At 74.9% G+C, this 14904-nt stretch carries 14 protein-coding genes; 8 read left to right on the top strand and 6 right to left on the bottom strand.

Annotation, left to right across the window (positions count from 1 at the left end; translation table 11 throughout):
- Positions 1-4 precede the first annotated feature (4 nt).
- Both FHU28_RS20975 and FHU28_RS20970 read left to right on the top strand, forming a co-directional pair.
- On the top strand, positions 5-2245 hold the full coding sequence (locus FHU28_RS20975) for an SWIM zinc finger family protein (RefSeq protein ID WP_184686212.1): 2241 nt from the start codon (positions 5-7) through the stop codon (positions 2243-2245).
- Positions 2246-2279: 34 nt separating this feature from the next.
- Positions 2280-3260 carry a DNA polymerase domain-containing protein gene (locus tag FHU28_RS20970; RefSeq protein WP_184686211.1) on the top strand — a complete coding sequence of 327 codons (981 nt, stop codon included), beginning with the start codon at positions 2280-2282 and terminating at the stop codon, positions 3258-3260.
- Positions 3261-3264: 4 nt separating this feature from the next.
- Here FHU28_RS20970 and FHU28_RS20965 read toward each other — a convergent pair whose 3' ends face one another.
- A complete protein-coding gene (locus FHU28_RS20965; protein ID WP_073828474.1) occupies positions 3265-3771 on the bottom strand; it encodes an Lrp/AsnC family transcriptional regulator in 507 nt (168 codons plus the stop codon).
- Between the two features lie 72 nt (positions 3772-3843).
- Between FHU28_RS20965 and pdhA the strand changes: the two genes are divergently transcribed.
- From pdhA to FHU28_RS20945, 4 genes are all read left to right on the top strand, one after another.
- Positions 3844-5043: a pyruvate dehydrogenase (acetyl-transferring) E1 component subunit alpha gene (gene pdhA, locus FHU28_RS20960; protein ID WP_184689761.1), complete on the top strand. Its 1200-nt coding sequence runs from the start codon at positions 3844-3846 to the stop codon at positions 5041-5043.
- A complete protein-coding gene (locus FHU28_RS20955) occupies positions 5043-6047 on the top strand; it encodes an alpha-ketoacid dehydrogenase subunit beta (RefSeq protein WP_184686210.1) in 1005 nt (334 codons plus the stop codon). The genes pdhA and FHU28_RS20955 overlap by 1 nt, the downstream gene beginning before the upstream one ends.
- A gap of 53 nt (positions 6048-6100) precedes the next feature.
- Positions 6101-7450, top strand: coding sequence for a dihydrolipoamide acetyltransferase family protein (locus tag FHU28_RS20950; protein ID WP_184689759.1), 1350 nt, complete (start codon positions 6101-6103; stop codon positions 7448-7450).
- A 482-nt stretch (positions 7451-7932) separates the two neighbouring features.
- The gene (locus tag FHU28_RS20945; protein ID WP_184686209.1) at positions 7933-9210 is read left to right on the top strand and encodes a L,D-transpeptidase; all 1278 of its coding nucleotides are present in this window, start codon (positions 7933-7935) and stop codon (positions 9208-9210) included.
- A gap of 59 nt (positions 9211-9269) precedes the next feature.
- Here FHU28_RS20945 and FHU28_RS20940 read toward each other — a convergent pair whose 3' ends face one another.
- Positions 9270-10289, bottom strand: coding sequence for an SMP-30/gluconolactonase/LRE family protein (locus tag FHU28_RS20940; RefSeq protein WP_184686208.1), 1020 nt, complete (start codon positions 10287-10289; stop codon positions 9270-9272).
- A 185-nt stretch (positions 10290-10474) separates the two neighbouring features.
- Between FHU28_RS20940 and FHU28_RS20935 the strand changes: the two genes are divergently transcribed.
- On the top strand, positions 10475-10834 hold the full coding sequence (locus FHU28_RS20935; RefSeq protein ID WP_073828479.1) for an anti-sigma factor antagonist: 360 nt from the start codon (positions 10475-10477) through the stop codon (positions 10832-10834).
- Positions 10835-10927: 93 nt separating this feature from the next.
- Here FHU28_RS20935 and FHU28_RS20930 read toward each other — a convergent pair whose 3' ends face one another.
- On the bottom strand, positions 10928-11296 hold the full coding sequence (locus tag FHU28_RS20930; RefSeq protein ID WP_030499930.1) for an FKBP-type peptidyl-prolyl cis-trans isomerase: 369 nt from the start codon (positions 11294-11296) through the stop codon (positions 10928-10930).
- 151 nt (positions 11297-11447) lie between these two features.
- On the bottom strand, positions 11448-12011 hold the full coding sequence (locus tag FHU28_RS20925; protein ID WP_184686207.1) for a DoxX family membrane protein: 564 nt from the start codon (positions 12009-12011) through the stop codon (positions 11448-11450).
- A 217-nt stretch (positions 12012-12228) separates the two neighbouring features.
- On the opposite strand from FHU28_RS20925, the gene FHU28_RS20920 reads away from it, so the two are divergent.
- Positions 12229-12927: a CBS domain-containing protein gene (locus tag FHU28_RS20920; RefSeq protein ID WP_116511387.1), complete on the top strand. Its 699-nt coding sequence runs from the start codon at positions 12229-12231 to the stop codon at positions 12925-12927.
- 18 nt (positions 12928-12945) lie between these two features.
- Here FHU28_RS20920 and FHU28_RS20915 read toward each other — a convergent pair whose 3' ends face one another.
- Positions 12946-13665, bottom strand: coding sequence for a helical backbone metal receptor (locus FHU28_RS20915; RefSeq protein WP_184686206.1), 720 nt, complete (start codon positions 13663-13665; stop codon positions 12946-12948).
- A 24-nt stretch (positions 13666-13689) separates the two neighbouring features.
- Positions 13690-14775, bottom strand: a complete 1086-nt coding sequence (locus FHU28_RS20910) for a DICT sensory domain-containing protein (RefSeq protein ID WP_184686205.1) — start codon at positions 14773-14775, stop codon at positions 13690-13692.
- Positions 14776-14904: the final 129 nt, after the last annotated feature.

The raw sequence follows: 14904 nt of genomic DNA, 5'->3' as shown, positions 1-14904 counted from the left end.
CGCCATGACCCGCGAGGACCTGATCGCGCTCACCCCGGACGTGCTGGCCGCGCTGAGCAACAGGGGCCTGGTGAAACGCGCCACCAAAGAGGTCGACGCCGGTGAGCGGCCGGTGCTCACCGAGGACACGGACGGCGCGGTGCGCGCCGCGTACCCGGACGGGGTGACTGTCACGCTCCCGCCCGGCGGCGGCCTGGCGGCCGCCCGCTGCTCCTGCCCGGCGCCCGGCGTGTGCCGGCACCTGCTCGCCGTCGTGCTCACCTACCAGCGCACGCACGCCGACGCCCCGGGCCAGGACGCCGCCCCGGGCCAGGACGCCGCGCCGGGCCAGGACGCCGCCCCGGGCCAGGACGCCGCGCCGGGCCAGGACGCCGCGCCGGGCCACGACGCCGCGCCGGGCCACGACGCCGCGCCGGGCCAGGACGCCGCCCTCGACCGGAAGGCCGCACCGGACCGGGAATCCGCGCTGGACGGGAAGGCCGTGCCGGGCCGGCGCGCCGGCCCAGGCGGGCAGGCCGCTCCGGGCCCCGGCGCGTCGCAGGACCGTGGAGCTGAGCCCGGCCGGGAGGACGCCGCGGCCGGTGGCGAGCCATCGCGGTGGTCGCCGGGCGACGTCACCGACGAGGAACTGGCCGTCGCGATCGGCGCGCCCGCGCTCGCCGCCGCTCGACGACGGCTGCGGCGCGGCTACTCCGCCGTGGTCCACCGGCCGGACGCCGCCGATCCGGTCCCGCGCGTGGAGCTGCCCACCGCCACGGTCCGATTCCTCGTGCCGGGGCAGATCGGGTACGCGCGCGGCGACGCGGCCGACGACGGTGGCGAGTCGATCGCGCTCGCCGTGTGGGCGTGCCGGGCGGCCGACCGGCAGCACCCGGACCGGCCCGAGGCCCAGGTGCGCGTCGGCGGGCCGGCCACCGTGACGGACCTGGCGGCGCTGGACGCGGCGGTGGCGCTGGCCGCCGACGTGCTGCTGACCGGGGCCGCGCACCTGGGCTCCGGCACGGACGCCCGGCTGGCGGCGGTCCGGCGGGATCTCGACGCGGCCGGGCTGCGCTGGCCGCTGCTGGCGGTGGACGACCTGGCCGGGCAACTGGAGGCGTACGCCGCTCGCGGCGCCCGGTACCGCCCGGAGACCCTGGCCGACCTGCTCGCCGAGCTGCCCGCGCGGCGGCGCGCGGTGGTCAACGCGGGCGCGACACCGGCGGAGCGGGTGCTCGGCGCGCACGAGCCGGCCGAGACACCGCTGCGGCGGCTGCGGCTGACCGGTCTCGGCGCCCGGGTCCGCGAGAGCGCCGGGGAGATAGCCGTGGACATGGTGCTCGCCCACCCGGCGGCCGTCTCGGTGCTGGTGCTGCGGCGCACCTACCCGGTCACCGATGACGGGGCACCCACCGGGCACGAGCTGGTCGGGCGGCGGGTCACCGGCGCCACGCTCGGCGCGCTGGCCACCGGCAACGTGGTCTCCGAGTCGGCGGTGCGCAGCGCCGCGCACCGGCTCCGGTTCGCCGCCGGCCGGCTGGCCCGCACCACTGTGACCCCCGGCGCCGGAGAGTGGTCCGGGCTGCCGCCCGGCCTGCTGGCCCGCGACCCGGACGCGCTCGCCGCCGAGCTGGCGGCGCGACCACCCCGGCTGCTGCGCCCGCGCGCCGCCGCCGAGTCGGTGCGGGTGCTCGCGCTGGGCGAGGTGCGCGCCATCGGGTACGCGGCCGGTGAGCAGCGCCTCGACGCCACGGTGGCCGGGGCCGACGGCGGCACGGCGACGGTCACCGCGACCCACCACTCCGCCGCACCAGGCGCGCTGGACGCGCTCGCGGCGGCGCTCGACGGTACCCACGGGCCGCCGCGCTACGTCAGCGGCACGGTGCGCCGAGGCGCCGACGGCCTCGTCGTCGAGCCGCTGGCGGTGGTCGCCGACGCGGTGGTCGTACCCGATCTGGCGCCCGGCGCCGGTGACGGGCGGCTGGCCGGCGCGGTCGACGCCCGGCCCGACCCGGTCGCCGCGGCGCTGGGTACGGCGTCGGCGCTGCTCGCGCAGGCCGCGCACACCGGCCTGCGGCACCTGCCGGCCGGCTTCCCGGACCGGCTGCGCGCGACGGCGGCCGGGCTCGCCGGGGTCGGCCTGGACCGTTGCGGCGCGGCCCTGTCCGGCCTGGCCCTGGCACTCGGCGCCGACCCCGGCGAACCGGCGGTACGGGCCTGGGTGGACGCCTGGATCCGGTTGTCGGTGACGGCGGAGTCCCGGTGAGCCGGTCCCCGCGGCCGGGAAGGATCGCTACGGTGTGACGGTGGCGACCACGGCGGCGCAGGAGATCCAGGTGGGGGAGCGGCTGGTCCGCGTCTCCAGCCCCGACAAGCCCTACTTCCCGGAGCGCGGGCTGACCAAGCTGGACGTGGTCCGCTACTTCCTGTCCGTCGGCGACGGCATCCTGCGTGCGCTGCGGGACCGGCCGACCATGCTGGAACGCTGGCCGCGCGGCGTGTTCGAGGGCGCGAAGGTGGCCACCCGGCAGACCAACAAGGGCGACGCGTTCTACCAGAAGCGGCTCCCGGCGGGCGCGCCCGACTGGGTGCGCACCGCGCACATCACGTTCCCCAGCGGCCGTACCGCCGACGAGGTGGCCCCGAGCGAGCTGGCGGTGGTGATCTGGGCGGCCAACCTGGGCACGCTGCGGTTCCACCCGTGGCCGGTGTCCAAGGGCGACGTGGAACGCCCCGACCAGCTGCGCATCGACCTCGACCCGATGCCGGGCGTCGACTTCGCGCAGGTGGTGCCGGTGGCGCACGAGGTACGCGCGTACCTGGCCGAGCTGGGCCTGGAGGGCTTCCCGAAGACCACCGGCGGGCGCGGCATCCACATCTACGTCTCGATCGAGCCGCGCTGGAGCTTCGGTGAGTGCCGGCGGGCGGTACTGGCGCTCGGCCTGGAGATGCAGCGCCGCCTGCCCGGCCTGGTCACCACCACCTGGTGGCGCGACCAGCGGGACCGGCCGGTCTTCGTCGACTACAACCAGATGGCCCGCGACCACACGATGACCTCCGCGTACTCGATCCGGCCGACACCCGCGGCGCTGGTCTCGGCGCCGCTGGACTGGTCCGAGCTGGACGACGCCCGGCCGGAGGACTTCGACGTGGTCAGCATGCCCGCGCGGTTCGCCGGGCGCGGCGACCCGCACGCCGGGCTGGACGGGCGGCGGTACTCGCTGGAACCCCTGCTGGAGCGGGCCGACGCCGAAGGGCTGGAGCCGCCGCCGGAGCGCTGACCGGTCAGTCCCAGGGGCTCTGTGTGCCGTCGAACTCCTCGAACACCAGCCAGGTACGGGTCGACAGCACCCCGGCGATGCTCTGCACCCGGTCCAGCACCACGTCCCGCAGCGTCGCGTTGTCCGGCGCCCGGACCAGCGCGAGGACGTCGTGCTCGCCGCTGAGCAGCGCCGCGTGCTCGATGTAGCGCACCTGGGCCAGCTCGGCGGAGACCTCCCGCCAGGTGTTCTGCTCGATGGTCAGCGCGATGTACGCCGACGTGCCCAGCCCGGCCGGCTCCGGCGCGACCCGCGCGGTGAACCCGGTCAGCACCCCGTCGCGCAGCAGCCGCTCGACCCGGGCGTACGCGTTTGTGCGCGAGACGTGCACCCGTTCGGCGAGCGTACGGATGGACGTCCGGGCGTCGCGGACCAGTTCGCGCAGGATCCGCCGGTCCACCTCGTCCAGCGGCCCGGCCGAACGTCCCGTTCCGCCCGCCGCGCCCGGTGTGGCGCCGGTCTCCTGGCTCACCTCAGCCGCCCTTCCGTGCCATTCGTCCCGCGTTCATCCCGCATGTTGAGTCAATCATCCACGACCGGGAGCATAGGGCCACCACACGTCCAGGAGGTCCCCGCCGTGACGACCACACCCCAGGCGGTCCGCAGGGCATCCCCGCGTACCCGCCGGAAGGCCACCCCGGCCGCACCCGACCCGTCGGCCGGCCTCATGCCGCAGCGCGAGCCCGTCCGGCTGCTGAACCCGGACGGCACCCCGCTGCCGGCCCGCGACGACTACCCGGAGCCGCCGGCCGACACGCTGCGCGAGATGTACCGGCGGATGGTCGTCGGCCGCCGCTTCGACGTGCAGGCCACCGCGCTGACCAAGCAGGGCCGCCTCGCCGTCTACCCGTCCGCGCGCGGCCAGGAGGCGTGCCAGATCGGCGGCGTGCTCGCGCTGCGCGACACCGACTGGGTGTTCCCCACCTACCGCGAGTCGATGGCGCTCACCGCGCGCGGCATCGACCCGGTCGAGGTGCTCACGCTGCTGCGCGGCGACTGGCACTGCGGGTACGACCCGGCCGTCACCCACACCGCGCCGCAGTGCACCCCGCTGGCCACCCAGTGCGTGCACGCCGCCGGACTGGCCTACGGCGAGTCGTACCAGGGGCGCGACACAGTGGCGCTGGCGTTCATCGGCGACGGCGCCACCAGCGAGGGCGACTTCCACGAGGGCATCAACTTCGCCGCCGTGTTCAAGGCCCCCGTCGTCTATCTCGTGCAGAACAACAAGTACGCGATCAGCGTGCCGCTGTCCCGGCAGACCGCCGCGCCGAGCCTCGCGTACAAGGGCGTCGGCTACGGCGTACCCAGCGAGCAGGTCGACGGCAACGACCCGGTGGCCGTGCTGGCGGTGCTGGAGCGCGCCGTCGCGCACGCCCGCGCCGGCAGGGGCCCCTACCTGATCGAGGCCCACACCTACCGGATGGAGCCGCACACCAACGCCGACGACCAGACCCGCTACCGCGACGCCGAGGAGGTCGAGGCGTGGCGCGACCGCGACCCGATCGCCCGGCTCGAGGCGTACCTGCGGGCCCGGGGCGTGCTGGACGACGCCGCCGTCGCGGCGATCGCGGCGGAGGCCGAGGAGTACGCCGCCGCGCTGCGCCGCCGGATGGACGCCCAGCCCACTGTCGACCCGCTGAGCCTGTTCGACCACGTGTACGCCGAGCCGACGCCGCAACTGGTCGAGCAGCGCGAGATGGTCCGGGCCGAGCTGGCCGCCGACGCGGAGGGGGACGCCTGATGGCCACCATGACCATGGCGAAGGCCCTCAACGCCGCGCTCGCCGACGCGATGCTCGACGACGAGCGGGTCGTCGTCTTCGGCGAGGACGTCGGCCAGCTCGGCGGCGTCTTCCGGATCACCGACGGGCTGCAGGCCCGCTTCGGCGACAAGCGTTGCTTCGACACCCCGCTCGCCGAGGCCGGCATCGTCGGTTTCGCCGTCGGCCTGGCCATGTCCGGGCTGCGGCCGGTCGTGGAGATGCAGTTCGACGCGTTCGCGTACCCGGCGTTCGAGCAGATCGCCTCGCACGTGGCGAAGCTGCGCAACCGCACCCGAGGCGCGCTCAGCGTGCCGATCGTCATCCGGGTGCCGTACGCCGGTGGCATCGGCGGCGTCGAGCACCACTGCGACTCGTCCGAGGCGTACTACGCGCACACCCCCGGCCTGAAGGTGGTCACCCCGGCCACTGTGGACGACGCGTACTCGCTGCTGCGAGCCGCCATCGACGACCCGGACCCGGTGGTGTTCCTGGAGCCCAAGAAGCTCTACTTCACCAGCGCCGAGGCGGACCTGCCGGCCCGTACCGCGCCGATCGGCAGCGCCGTGGTGCGCCGTCCCGGCACCGACGCCACGCTTGTCGCGTACGGCCCGGCGGTGCCGGTCGCGCTCGCCGCCGCCGAGGCCGCCCGCGAGGAGGGCTGGGACCTGGAGGTGGTCGACGTCCGCAGCATCGTGCCGTTCGACGACGCCACGGTCACCGCCTCGGTACGCCGTACCGGCCGGTGCGTGGTGATCCAGGAGGCGCAGGGCTTCGCCGGTGTCGGCGCGGAGATCGCCGCCCGGGTGCAGGAACGCTGCTTCCACGCGCTGCACGCCCCGGTGCTGCGGGTGTCCGGGCTGGACATCCCGTACCCGGCGCCGATGCTGGAGCACACCCACCTGCCCTCGGTCGACCGGGTGCTGGACGCCGTGGCCCGCCTGCAGTGGGACGACCAGCCCGACAGCCGGTGGGTGGCGGCATGAGCGAACGCACCGAGCGGAGCGAGGGCCGTGAGGCAATGCCCGGCCGGCACGGCATGACCACGGCTGTGGGGACCCGCGACTTCCTTCTTCCCGACCTGGGCGAGGGACTGAGCGAGGCGGAGATCGTCGAGTGGCGGGTGGCCGTCGGCGACGTGGTGACTGTGGACCAGAGCGTGGTTGAGGTGGAGACCGCCAAGGCCGTTGTCGACGTGCCGTGCCCGTACGCCGGCCGGGTCGTGGCCCTGCACGGCGCGGCCGGTGAGGTACGCCCGGTGGGCCAGCCGCTGATCACCATCGCCCCGCTCGACGACGCCCCCGACCCGCACGCCACCTATCGCGAGGAGGAGCGGGCCGGGTCCGGCAACGTCCTGATCGGCTACGGCACCGGCCACGGCGGCACGGGCCGGCGTCGTCGTCGCCCACGGCTGGCGCTCGCCCCCGAGCCCGGCGCGCCCGCCTCGGCGGACCGTGCTGCCGACCCGGCGCAGACCGGCGGACCGGCGGCAGCGCCGCTCGTCATCTCGCCGATCGTGCGGCGGCTGGCGAAGGAGCACGGCATCGACCTGGCGTCGCTGCGCGGCACCGGGCCGGGCGGCGTGATCCGCCGGGCCGACCTGGACGCCGCCGTGGCCGCTCCCGCCCCGGCAGCTCGGCTGGCCGCGGTGCCGGACGCTCCGGCCGCGCACGTCGGGCTCGCCCCGGCCGGCGACGGTGACACGGTCATCCCGCTCACCGGCATCCGCAAGGTGATCGCCGACAAGCTCTCCCGCAGCCGCCGGGAGATCCCCGAGGTGACCATCTGGGTCGACGTGGACGCCACCGGCCTGCTGGAGACGCGCGCCGCGATCAACGCCGCCACCCCGGAGACGCCGGTGAGCATCCTGGCCCTGCTGGCCCGGATCTGCCTCAGCGGCCTGCGGAAGTTCCCGCAGCTCAACGCGCACGTCGACACCGAGGGGCAGCGGATCATCCAGTCCGCTGGCGTGCACCTGGGCATCGCCGCGCAGACCGACAGGGGCCTGGTCGTGCCGGTGCTGCGCGACGCGCAGCGGCTGACCACCCGGGAACTCGCCGCCGCGCTTGCCGAGACCACGGCGGCGGCCCGGGCCGGCACGCTGCCCCCGGCGCGGCTGACCGGCGGTACGTTCACCCTCAACAACTACGGCGTGTTCGGCGTGGACGGCTCGACGCCGATCATCAACCACCCGGAGGCGGCGCTGCTCGGCGTCGGCCGGATCGTGGACAAGCCGTGGGTGGTCAACGGGCAGCTCGCCGTCCGCAAGGTGACCCAGATCAGCCTCACCTTCGACCACCGCGTCTGCGACGGCGGTGTCGCCGGCGGCTTCCTCCGTCACGTAGCCGACTGCGTCGAGCAGCCCGCCCTGCTGGTCGCCAACGTCTGACCGGCCCGGCTCCCGGCCCCGGCCCTCCTCACGGAGGGCCGGGGCCGCGCCCGTCCTGCAAGATCGCGGCAGCGGTGCGGGTGGCGTGGGCGAGAACGTCCAGCGCTGCCCGTCTTGCGGGGCCGTGGGCGGGGTTCGTCGAGATCTTGGTAGCAAAGTGCCCCTATGAGGGCCGTTTCGTACCGAGATCTCGCCCGGGCCGGCCCTTCACGCCTCCCTTCGTTCGTCGATCATGAGGTTGGCGGGGACAAAACGGACGCCGTTCGCCGTCAACTTCATGATCGACGGGTGGGGGGCGCGCCGAGAGGCGGGTGAGGGGTGGGGAACCGGGCGGAGGGCGCGTCGGGCGCAAGCCGGGACGGGAATTACCTGTCCGGCACGATTCTCCGCAGCCTTTTCCGAGCAATTCCGCCGAAGGTGCCACGGCGTGATCCCGGGCCTACAGAATGTGGACGAGAGGGTTCGGAAATGGGGGGCGAAATATGTTTGCGAGGCGCCGACTGACGCTTTTCGCGATGACCGTCGCAGCCGCGCCGCTGGCGGTCGGCGCGTGCACCGCCGGCCCGAAGTCGGTGGGGAAACAGGCCGAGGCGGCGCCGCCGTCGGTCACCGTGACACCCGCCGATCGCACGAAGGGCGTGCCGATCAGCGCGGAGGTGGGCACGACGGTCAGCAACGGCAAGGTGACCGCGGTGAAGCTCACCGACGACAAGGGCAACCAGGTGCCGGCCCAGCCGCGCGAGGACGGCTCCGGCTGGGTGCCGGACCGCCCGCTGGCCAATTCCCGGACGTACACGGCGGAGGTGACCGCCACCGGCGATTCGGGAAAGACCGCCACGCAGAAGACGACGTTCACGACGATGGCCAAGTCCACCAAACCGGCCGTCACCAGCGAATTGTATTTCCGGCCGAATCAGACGTACGGGACGGCAATGCCGGTCGTGCTCGGATTCGACCCGCCGATTCCGAAGGAGGCGCGCGCGGACGTCCAGCGCCGGTTGTTCGTGAAGACCGATCCGCCGCAGCCGGGCACCTGGTCGTGGGTGGCCGACGGCAAGCAGGCGGAGTACCGGGCGCCCGACCGCTGGAAGCCGGGCACGAAGATCAGTGTCCGTAGCGCGCTGCAGGGGCTGCCCATCGGCAAGGAGACGATCGGCGACTCGGACCGCGTCGCCACCGCCAAGGTCGGCCGGCAGATGACGCTCGACATCGACAACGAGACCAAGCAGATGACCGTCTACCAGGACGGCAAGGTGCTCAAGAAGATCCCGGTCAGTCTCGGCAAGGCGAGCACGCCGACGTCCAGCGGCACCATGGTGATCATGGAGAAGCACGAGCACACCACGTTCGACACCCGGGGCGAGCCCAACGGCGGCTACGTGGTCGACGTGGACGACGCGCAGCGGCTGACCTGGGGCGGCGAGTTCATCCACTCGGCGCCCTGGTCGGAGGGGGACCAGGGGAGCACAAACGTCTCGCACGGCTGCACGAACGTCTCGGCCACCGCCGCGGACTGGCTGATGGGCGTCACGCAGGTCGGTGACCTGGTCACAGTGCGGGGCACCGAGGTGAAACTCGACCAGGGCAACGGCTTCACCGCCTGGAACGTCAGCTGGGACGAGTTCGCCAAGGGCAGCGCGCTGCCCGTACCGGCGGGGCTGAAGCCCACGCAGAGCGCCACGCCGCACCCGGGCGCGGTGGCCGGCGGGTCGTCACCGGCCCCGGCCCCGGCCCCGTCGCGGAGCAACAGCGGCGGCTGAACCAGGGGAGGAACGGCCCCGGGGCCGGCCCGCGTCGCGCGGCCGGCCCCGTGCCGTGCTCAGTCCAGGTCGACGCGGGCCACCCCGGTCGCGGTCAGGCTGCCCAGCCAGAGCCGGCGGCCGTGCTGTCGCACGCCGGTGACCATCGGGTACGCCCCGCTGGGGCCGTGCAGCGTCCGCAGCACCCGCCCCGCGCCGTCGACCAGCGCGACCAGCCCGTAGCGGCGCGGCCGCGGCTGCACCGCCCCGGGCAGCAGCGCGACGAGCTGGCGGACGCGCGGATGCGGCAGCAGCCGTTCCATCGCCGCCAGCCGAGGGCTGGGCAACGCGACCCAGTACGTCCCGTCACCGACCGCGGAGATGTTGTCCGGGTATGCCGGCAGGTCGGTCAGCACTGTGGCCCGCCCGCCCGGCAGGTCGACCCGGAGCAGCCGGTGGGTGGCGGTCTCGGCGAGCATCAGCGCCGACTCGTCCGGGGTGAGCGCCAGCCCGTTGGGGAAGTAGAGCCCGTCGGCCACCACGTCGGTGCGCCCGGTGCGCCTGTCGTAGGCCAGCACCCGTCCGTTGGGCCGGTGCTCCAGCAGGTCCCGCTTCCAGTGCGAGAGCGGAAACCGGTCGGAGGAGTCGGTGAAGTAGACGGTGCCGTCGCTCGCGACGGCGGCGTTGTCGGCCAGGTGCACCGGCGGGGCGGTCCCGGTCAGCTCGTGCACCACGCCGGCGGGGTCGACCCGCAGCAGTCCCCGGTACGCGTCGCAGACGAGCAGCCCGCCGTCGGCCGGATCGCGTTCGATGCCCAGCGGCCGCCCGCCGGTCTCGGCGAGAAGCGTGGGGCGGGTGCCGGCCGGCGCGTCGGCCGGCCACCACCAGAGCCGGCCGCCCTCGTCGCCGCTGACCACCCGGCCGTCGGCGTCGACGACGACGTCCTCCGGCCCGTGCCCGCCGGCCGGCAACGGCAGCAGGTCGGCCCGGTCGAGCCGGGTGTCCTCGGGCGCCCAGGGGCCGGTCAGCGGCGGCGGCACGGTCGCCGGCTCGCGGACCGGCCGGATCAGCAGTGGGGCGCGTGGGCGCGGGACGGCCATCGGCTCATTGTGGCCCCGAGACGTCCCGGACGGCAGTCTCCGACGGCGTTTCGCCACGCCCCGCGCGGCGTGGCGCGGCAGCTGCGGGATGACCCTGAGACGGCTCGGGGTCGGTACCCCGGCGCTACCCGGAACCCCCGCCGCGACGTCGGGAAATGTCGGTGGGCGCGGGTAGGTTCGAGCGCATGGGACACACGGGCGACCGCTTCCACGTGACGATGGACGTGCACGATCACGTGGTCGAACTCTGTCCGGTCGGCGAGATCGACATCGCCACCGTGGCGGCGTTCCGGGCCGCGCTCTGGGCGGCGCCGGCGCGGCCGGTGCTGCGGGTCGATCTGTCCGGTGTGCGGCTGCTGTCCGCCGCCGGTGTCCGCGCGCTCGTCGCCACCCACCTGCGCGTGCGTGCCCGCGGCGGCGAGCTGGTGCTCGTCGATCCCGACCCGGTGGTGGCCCGCGTGCTGCGGGTGACCGGCCTGCAGCGGGTCCTGCCCGTGCGCCGCTCCGACCGCTCCCGCGAGCTGGTGACCTGCGCCGCAGCCTGAGCGAGCGAGCGAGCGGCGGCCCGAGCGGGCACCCGGCCTGAGCGCGGACCGGGCCGCCGGCATGTAGCCGACGGCCCGGTGAACGGCTGACGCTCAGCGAACGCCGAGCAGGTCCACCACGAAGACGAGCGTCTCGTTCGGCTTGATGACGCCGCCGGCGCCGCGGGCACCGTAGCCCAGGTGCGGCGGGATGGTGAGCTTGCGCCGGCCGCCGACCTTCATGCCGACGACGCCCTGGTCCCAGCCGGCGATGACCTGGCCGCCGCCGAGCGGGAACTCGAACGTCTCACCCCGGTTCCACGAGGCGTCGAACTCGCGGCCGTTCGAGTGGGCCACGCCCACGTAGTGCACGCTCACCAGTTGGCCCGGGCGGGCCTCCGGGCCGTCGCCGACGGTGATGTCCTCGACGACCAGATCGGCGGGCGGCGCGCCCTCGATCGGGCCGACCTGGGGCTTGTCCATGAACGGTCTCCTCGGGTGCTGACGGTGTGGTCACCGTCGATCCTGCCGGATCGCGACCGGCCGATACGCGCCGGTCCCCGCACACCGGCGTGGCGGGGACACGAAGAAGCGGGCGTCGCCTCTCGGCGACGCCCGCTCCGGGGCGAGCTGGTCACTTCAGCCAGGGGAGCCGCTGGACCAGGGGGAGCTTCGCCCAGACCCGGCCGAGGCCGAGGGTGTTGCCGGCGCCCACCAGGGCCAGACCGGCCAGCAGACCCGCGTAGATGAGGTGGTCGTCCATGAAGGGGTTGTTCGCCGGGGGCAGCACGGCCGTCCACATCAGGATCAGGAGCAGTCCGCCGGCGACGGCGGCGAGCCGGATGCCGATGCCGAGCATCAGCGCGACACCGATGCCGAGCAGGCCGAGCATGAACAGCCAGTCCGCCCAGGCCGCGCCGGCCAGGCCCTGGTAGAAGCCGGCGAAGGGGCCCTCCACCGCGTTGCCCAGGAAGCCCTTGGTCGGGCTGCCGCCGTTGATCCAGGCGTTCTTCGCCGGGGTCTCGTGGCCGAGGCCGAACATCTTGTCGAGGAAGGCCCAGAGGAACACCCAGCCCAGCGCGAGCCGCAGACCGGCCCACACGTACCGGGTGGCCTTCTGCCGGGTGGTCTCGATCTCGGCCGCCGGTGCGGTGGTGACGGCGGGGGTCCGCTCGATTGTCGCGGTCATGGTCTCCACGTCCCTTCCTGTGCCTCGCACCGCGCTTTCCGGTGGCACATTCATTCCACCGCCGCGCGGCGTCGCGGAGCAGGGCCGACCGGTGCCCTGGTGACCGGGTCATTGGTCCCGTCCGTACCCGGTCCGGTCGGCCCGTCCCCACCGGTCCGCCGCCCCTGACCAGGGCGTTCGTGGCCGCTTACGGTCGTAGGTGAAGGGCCGGCACGAGGAGGTCGTGATGAGGACGTGGCAGGTGGCCGACGTGATGACCAGGGACGTCGCGGCGGTGACGGAGCAGACCCCGTACCGCGAGATCGTCGACGTGCTGGTGCGCAAGCGGATCAGCGGGGTGCCGGTGGTCGACTCGTTCCACCGGGTGCTCGGCGTGATCTCCGAGGCGGACCTGCTGCACAAGGTGGAGCGGGCCGGTCACCCGGACGAGCGCCGGGTGTTCGAGGGGCGGCGGCGCCGTACCGCGCGGGAGAAGGCCGACGCGCTGGTGGCCGGGGACCTCATGACCGCCCCGCCGGTCACCACCCACGAACGCGCCTCGCTCGCCGCGACGGCCCGGCTGATGGACCGCGAGGCGGTCAAGCGGGTGCCGGTGCTGGACGACCTGGGCCGGCTGTCCGGCATCGTCACCCGCGGTGACCTGCTCCGGGTGCACCTGCGCACCGACGCGGAGATCCGCGAGGAGGTGGTGCACGAGGTGCTGCGCCGGGTGCTGTCGGTACGCGACGGACTGGTCACGGTGCAGGTGCGCGGCGGCGAGGTCACCATGGACGGACGGCTGGACCGGCGCAGCGCCGTCGAGCTCGCCGGCCGCCTGGCCGGGCAGGTAGCGGGCGTGGTCGCCGTGCACAACGCGATCGGGTACGACCTGGACGACACCACGCTGATGGAGCTGGACCCGGTGCACGCCACGCCGGTCGCCTGAGCGCGCCGGGCGGCGCCGTCATCCGGTGGCGCCGGCGAGCTGGGCGGCGAGGAGCGCCGGCGCCTCGGCCAGCGACGGGCCGTACCAGGTGAGGTGCCGGCCGGACACCAGCGCCGCCGGCACCCCCGGGAACGCCTCCGGCCCGTCGTCGGCGGTGAACCGGTACGGCTCGTCGGGCAGCACCACCAGCTCCGGCGAGCGGGCGCGCAGCTCGTCGAGACCGGGCCGGGGATAGCGTTCCGCGTCCCCGGCCCAGCCGTTGACCACGCCGAGCCGGGCCAGCACGTCCCCGGCGAACGTGTCCCGGCCCAGCACCACCCACGGGCGTCGCCACACCGGCACCACGGCGGTGCGGACGCGCTCCGGGGCCGGCACGGCCGCCCAGGCGCGGCGGGCCGCCGTCAGCCACGGCGGCTCGGCCGGCGCGCCGAGCGTGACGACCAGCTCGCCGAGCTGGTCGAGAGCCTCCGGCACGGTACGCGGGAAGGTCACCTGGACCGGCACCCCGGCCCCGCGCAGCGCCTCGGCGTCGGCCAGCCGGTTCTCCTCCTCGTTGAGCAGCACCAGGTCCGGCTCCAGGGCGAGCACCCGGTCCAGGTCCGGATACTTCGTCCCGCCGACCCGGGCGACGTCCAGCCCGGCCGGATGGGTGCACCAGTCGGTCGCCCCGACCAGCACCTCCGGGCGGGTGGCCGCCACCGCCTCGGTCAGCGACGGCACCAGCGACACGACCCGCACGGCGTCTCCTCCTCGTACCGCAGGTCAGCGAGCCGGAGCGGCGTCGGCCGTCTCCGGCGGCAGGCCCGCCACCGGCAGGCCCTTGCGCGCCGCCCAGTCGACAGCGGCCCGTAGGTCCGCAGTGGGCAGCGGCCGCCGGGTGGTCACCCCGACCGCGGCGTGCATCGTGTACGCGAGGAAGGGGTACGACCGGGCCAGCGCGCCGATCGCGTCGTGCAGGCGGCGTACCACCTCCAGCGCGGCCGGCTCGTCCAGTCCGGGCAGCAGGAGCTGGTACTCGTTGTCGGCGACGCGCAGCGCACGGTCGACCGGCCGCAGCACGGCGGTGATCGCGGTGAGCACGGCGTGCCCCTCGCGGGCGGCGCCGCGCCGGAGGAATCGTTCCGGCGAGCCGGGCGGCTCGTCCACCCGCAGGCCGACCAGTGCCACCGGCAGCGTGCCGGAGGCCGTCACCCCGTCCATGCCGGCCCACAGGCGCAGGCCGGGCTCGTCGAGGATCGCCTCGGTCGGCGTGTCCGGCCGCGTATTCCGGTCGGCACGGCGGGCCAGCAGCCGCAGCGCCGCCTCGGCGCGCGGCTCGCCCGGTCCGGCCGGGATGTCCCGCACCCGGGCGATCGCCTCGTCCAGTGCGGTGCGCGCCTCGGCGGGCAGCCGCTCGGCGAGTTGTTCGCGCAGCCGGATGGCCTCGTGCAGCGCCTCGTCCCGGCGGAATCCCCACCGGCCGTCGAAGAGCCGGCCGGACTCCAGCGTCGGCGCGGGCGCCACGTCGCCGCGGTCGTGGGCCACGAGGGTGGCGCCGAAGCGAGGGCTCAGCACCACCACGCTCCACTCGCGGGCCAGTTCCTCCGTCTCGTCGAGCGTCACGCCGTACGTGCGTTCGGGCAGGTCGGGCGGCGGCCCGCCGACCATCGCCACCACCGTCGCCGCGGCGCGGCCGGCGACGCGCCGGTAGACCTCGCGCTCCCGGTCGAAGTACGGCAGCCGCTGGAACAGCGCGAACACGACCAGCGGGCCGTCCTCGGCCTCGGCGAGCGCGGCCCGCTCGATGGCATGGGAGACGGCGACGAGACTGCGTTTGGTGAACTGTTCCGGGGTCCGTCCGCTGTGCACGGGCAGAGCCTAGAGGGAGGGAGGCGGCCGCGCACCGGTCGGCGGGCCCGACGTGCTCCACCGCACCGCCGAGGCGGTCGCCCGACGCCCTACACTCGGGCGTCGACCGGACGACGGGGGGAGCGGGGC

The organism is Micromonospora echinospora (assembly GCF_014203425.1).
Lineage (GTDB): Bacteria > Actinomycetota > Actinomycetes > Mycobacteriales > Micromonosporaceae > Micromonospora > Micromonospora echinospora_A.
Note: the sequence above shows the minus strand (reverse complement) of the source record. Positions and strands in the feature narration are given on the sequence as shown.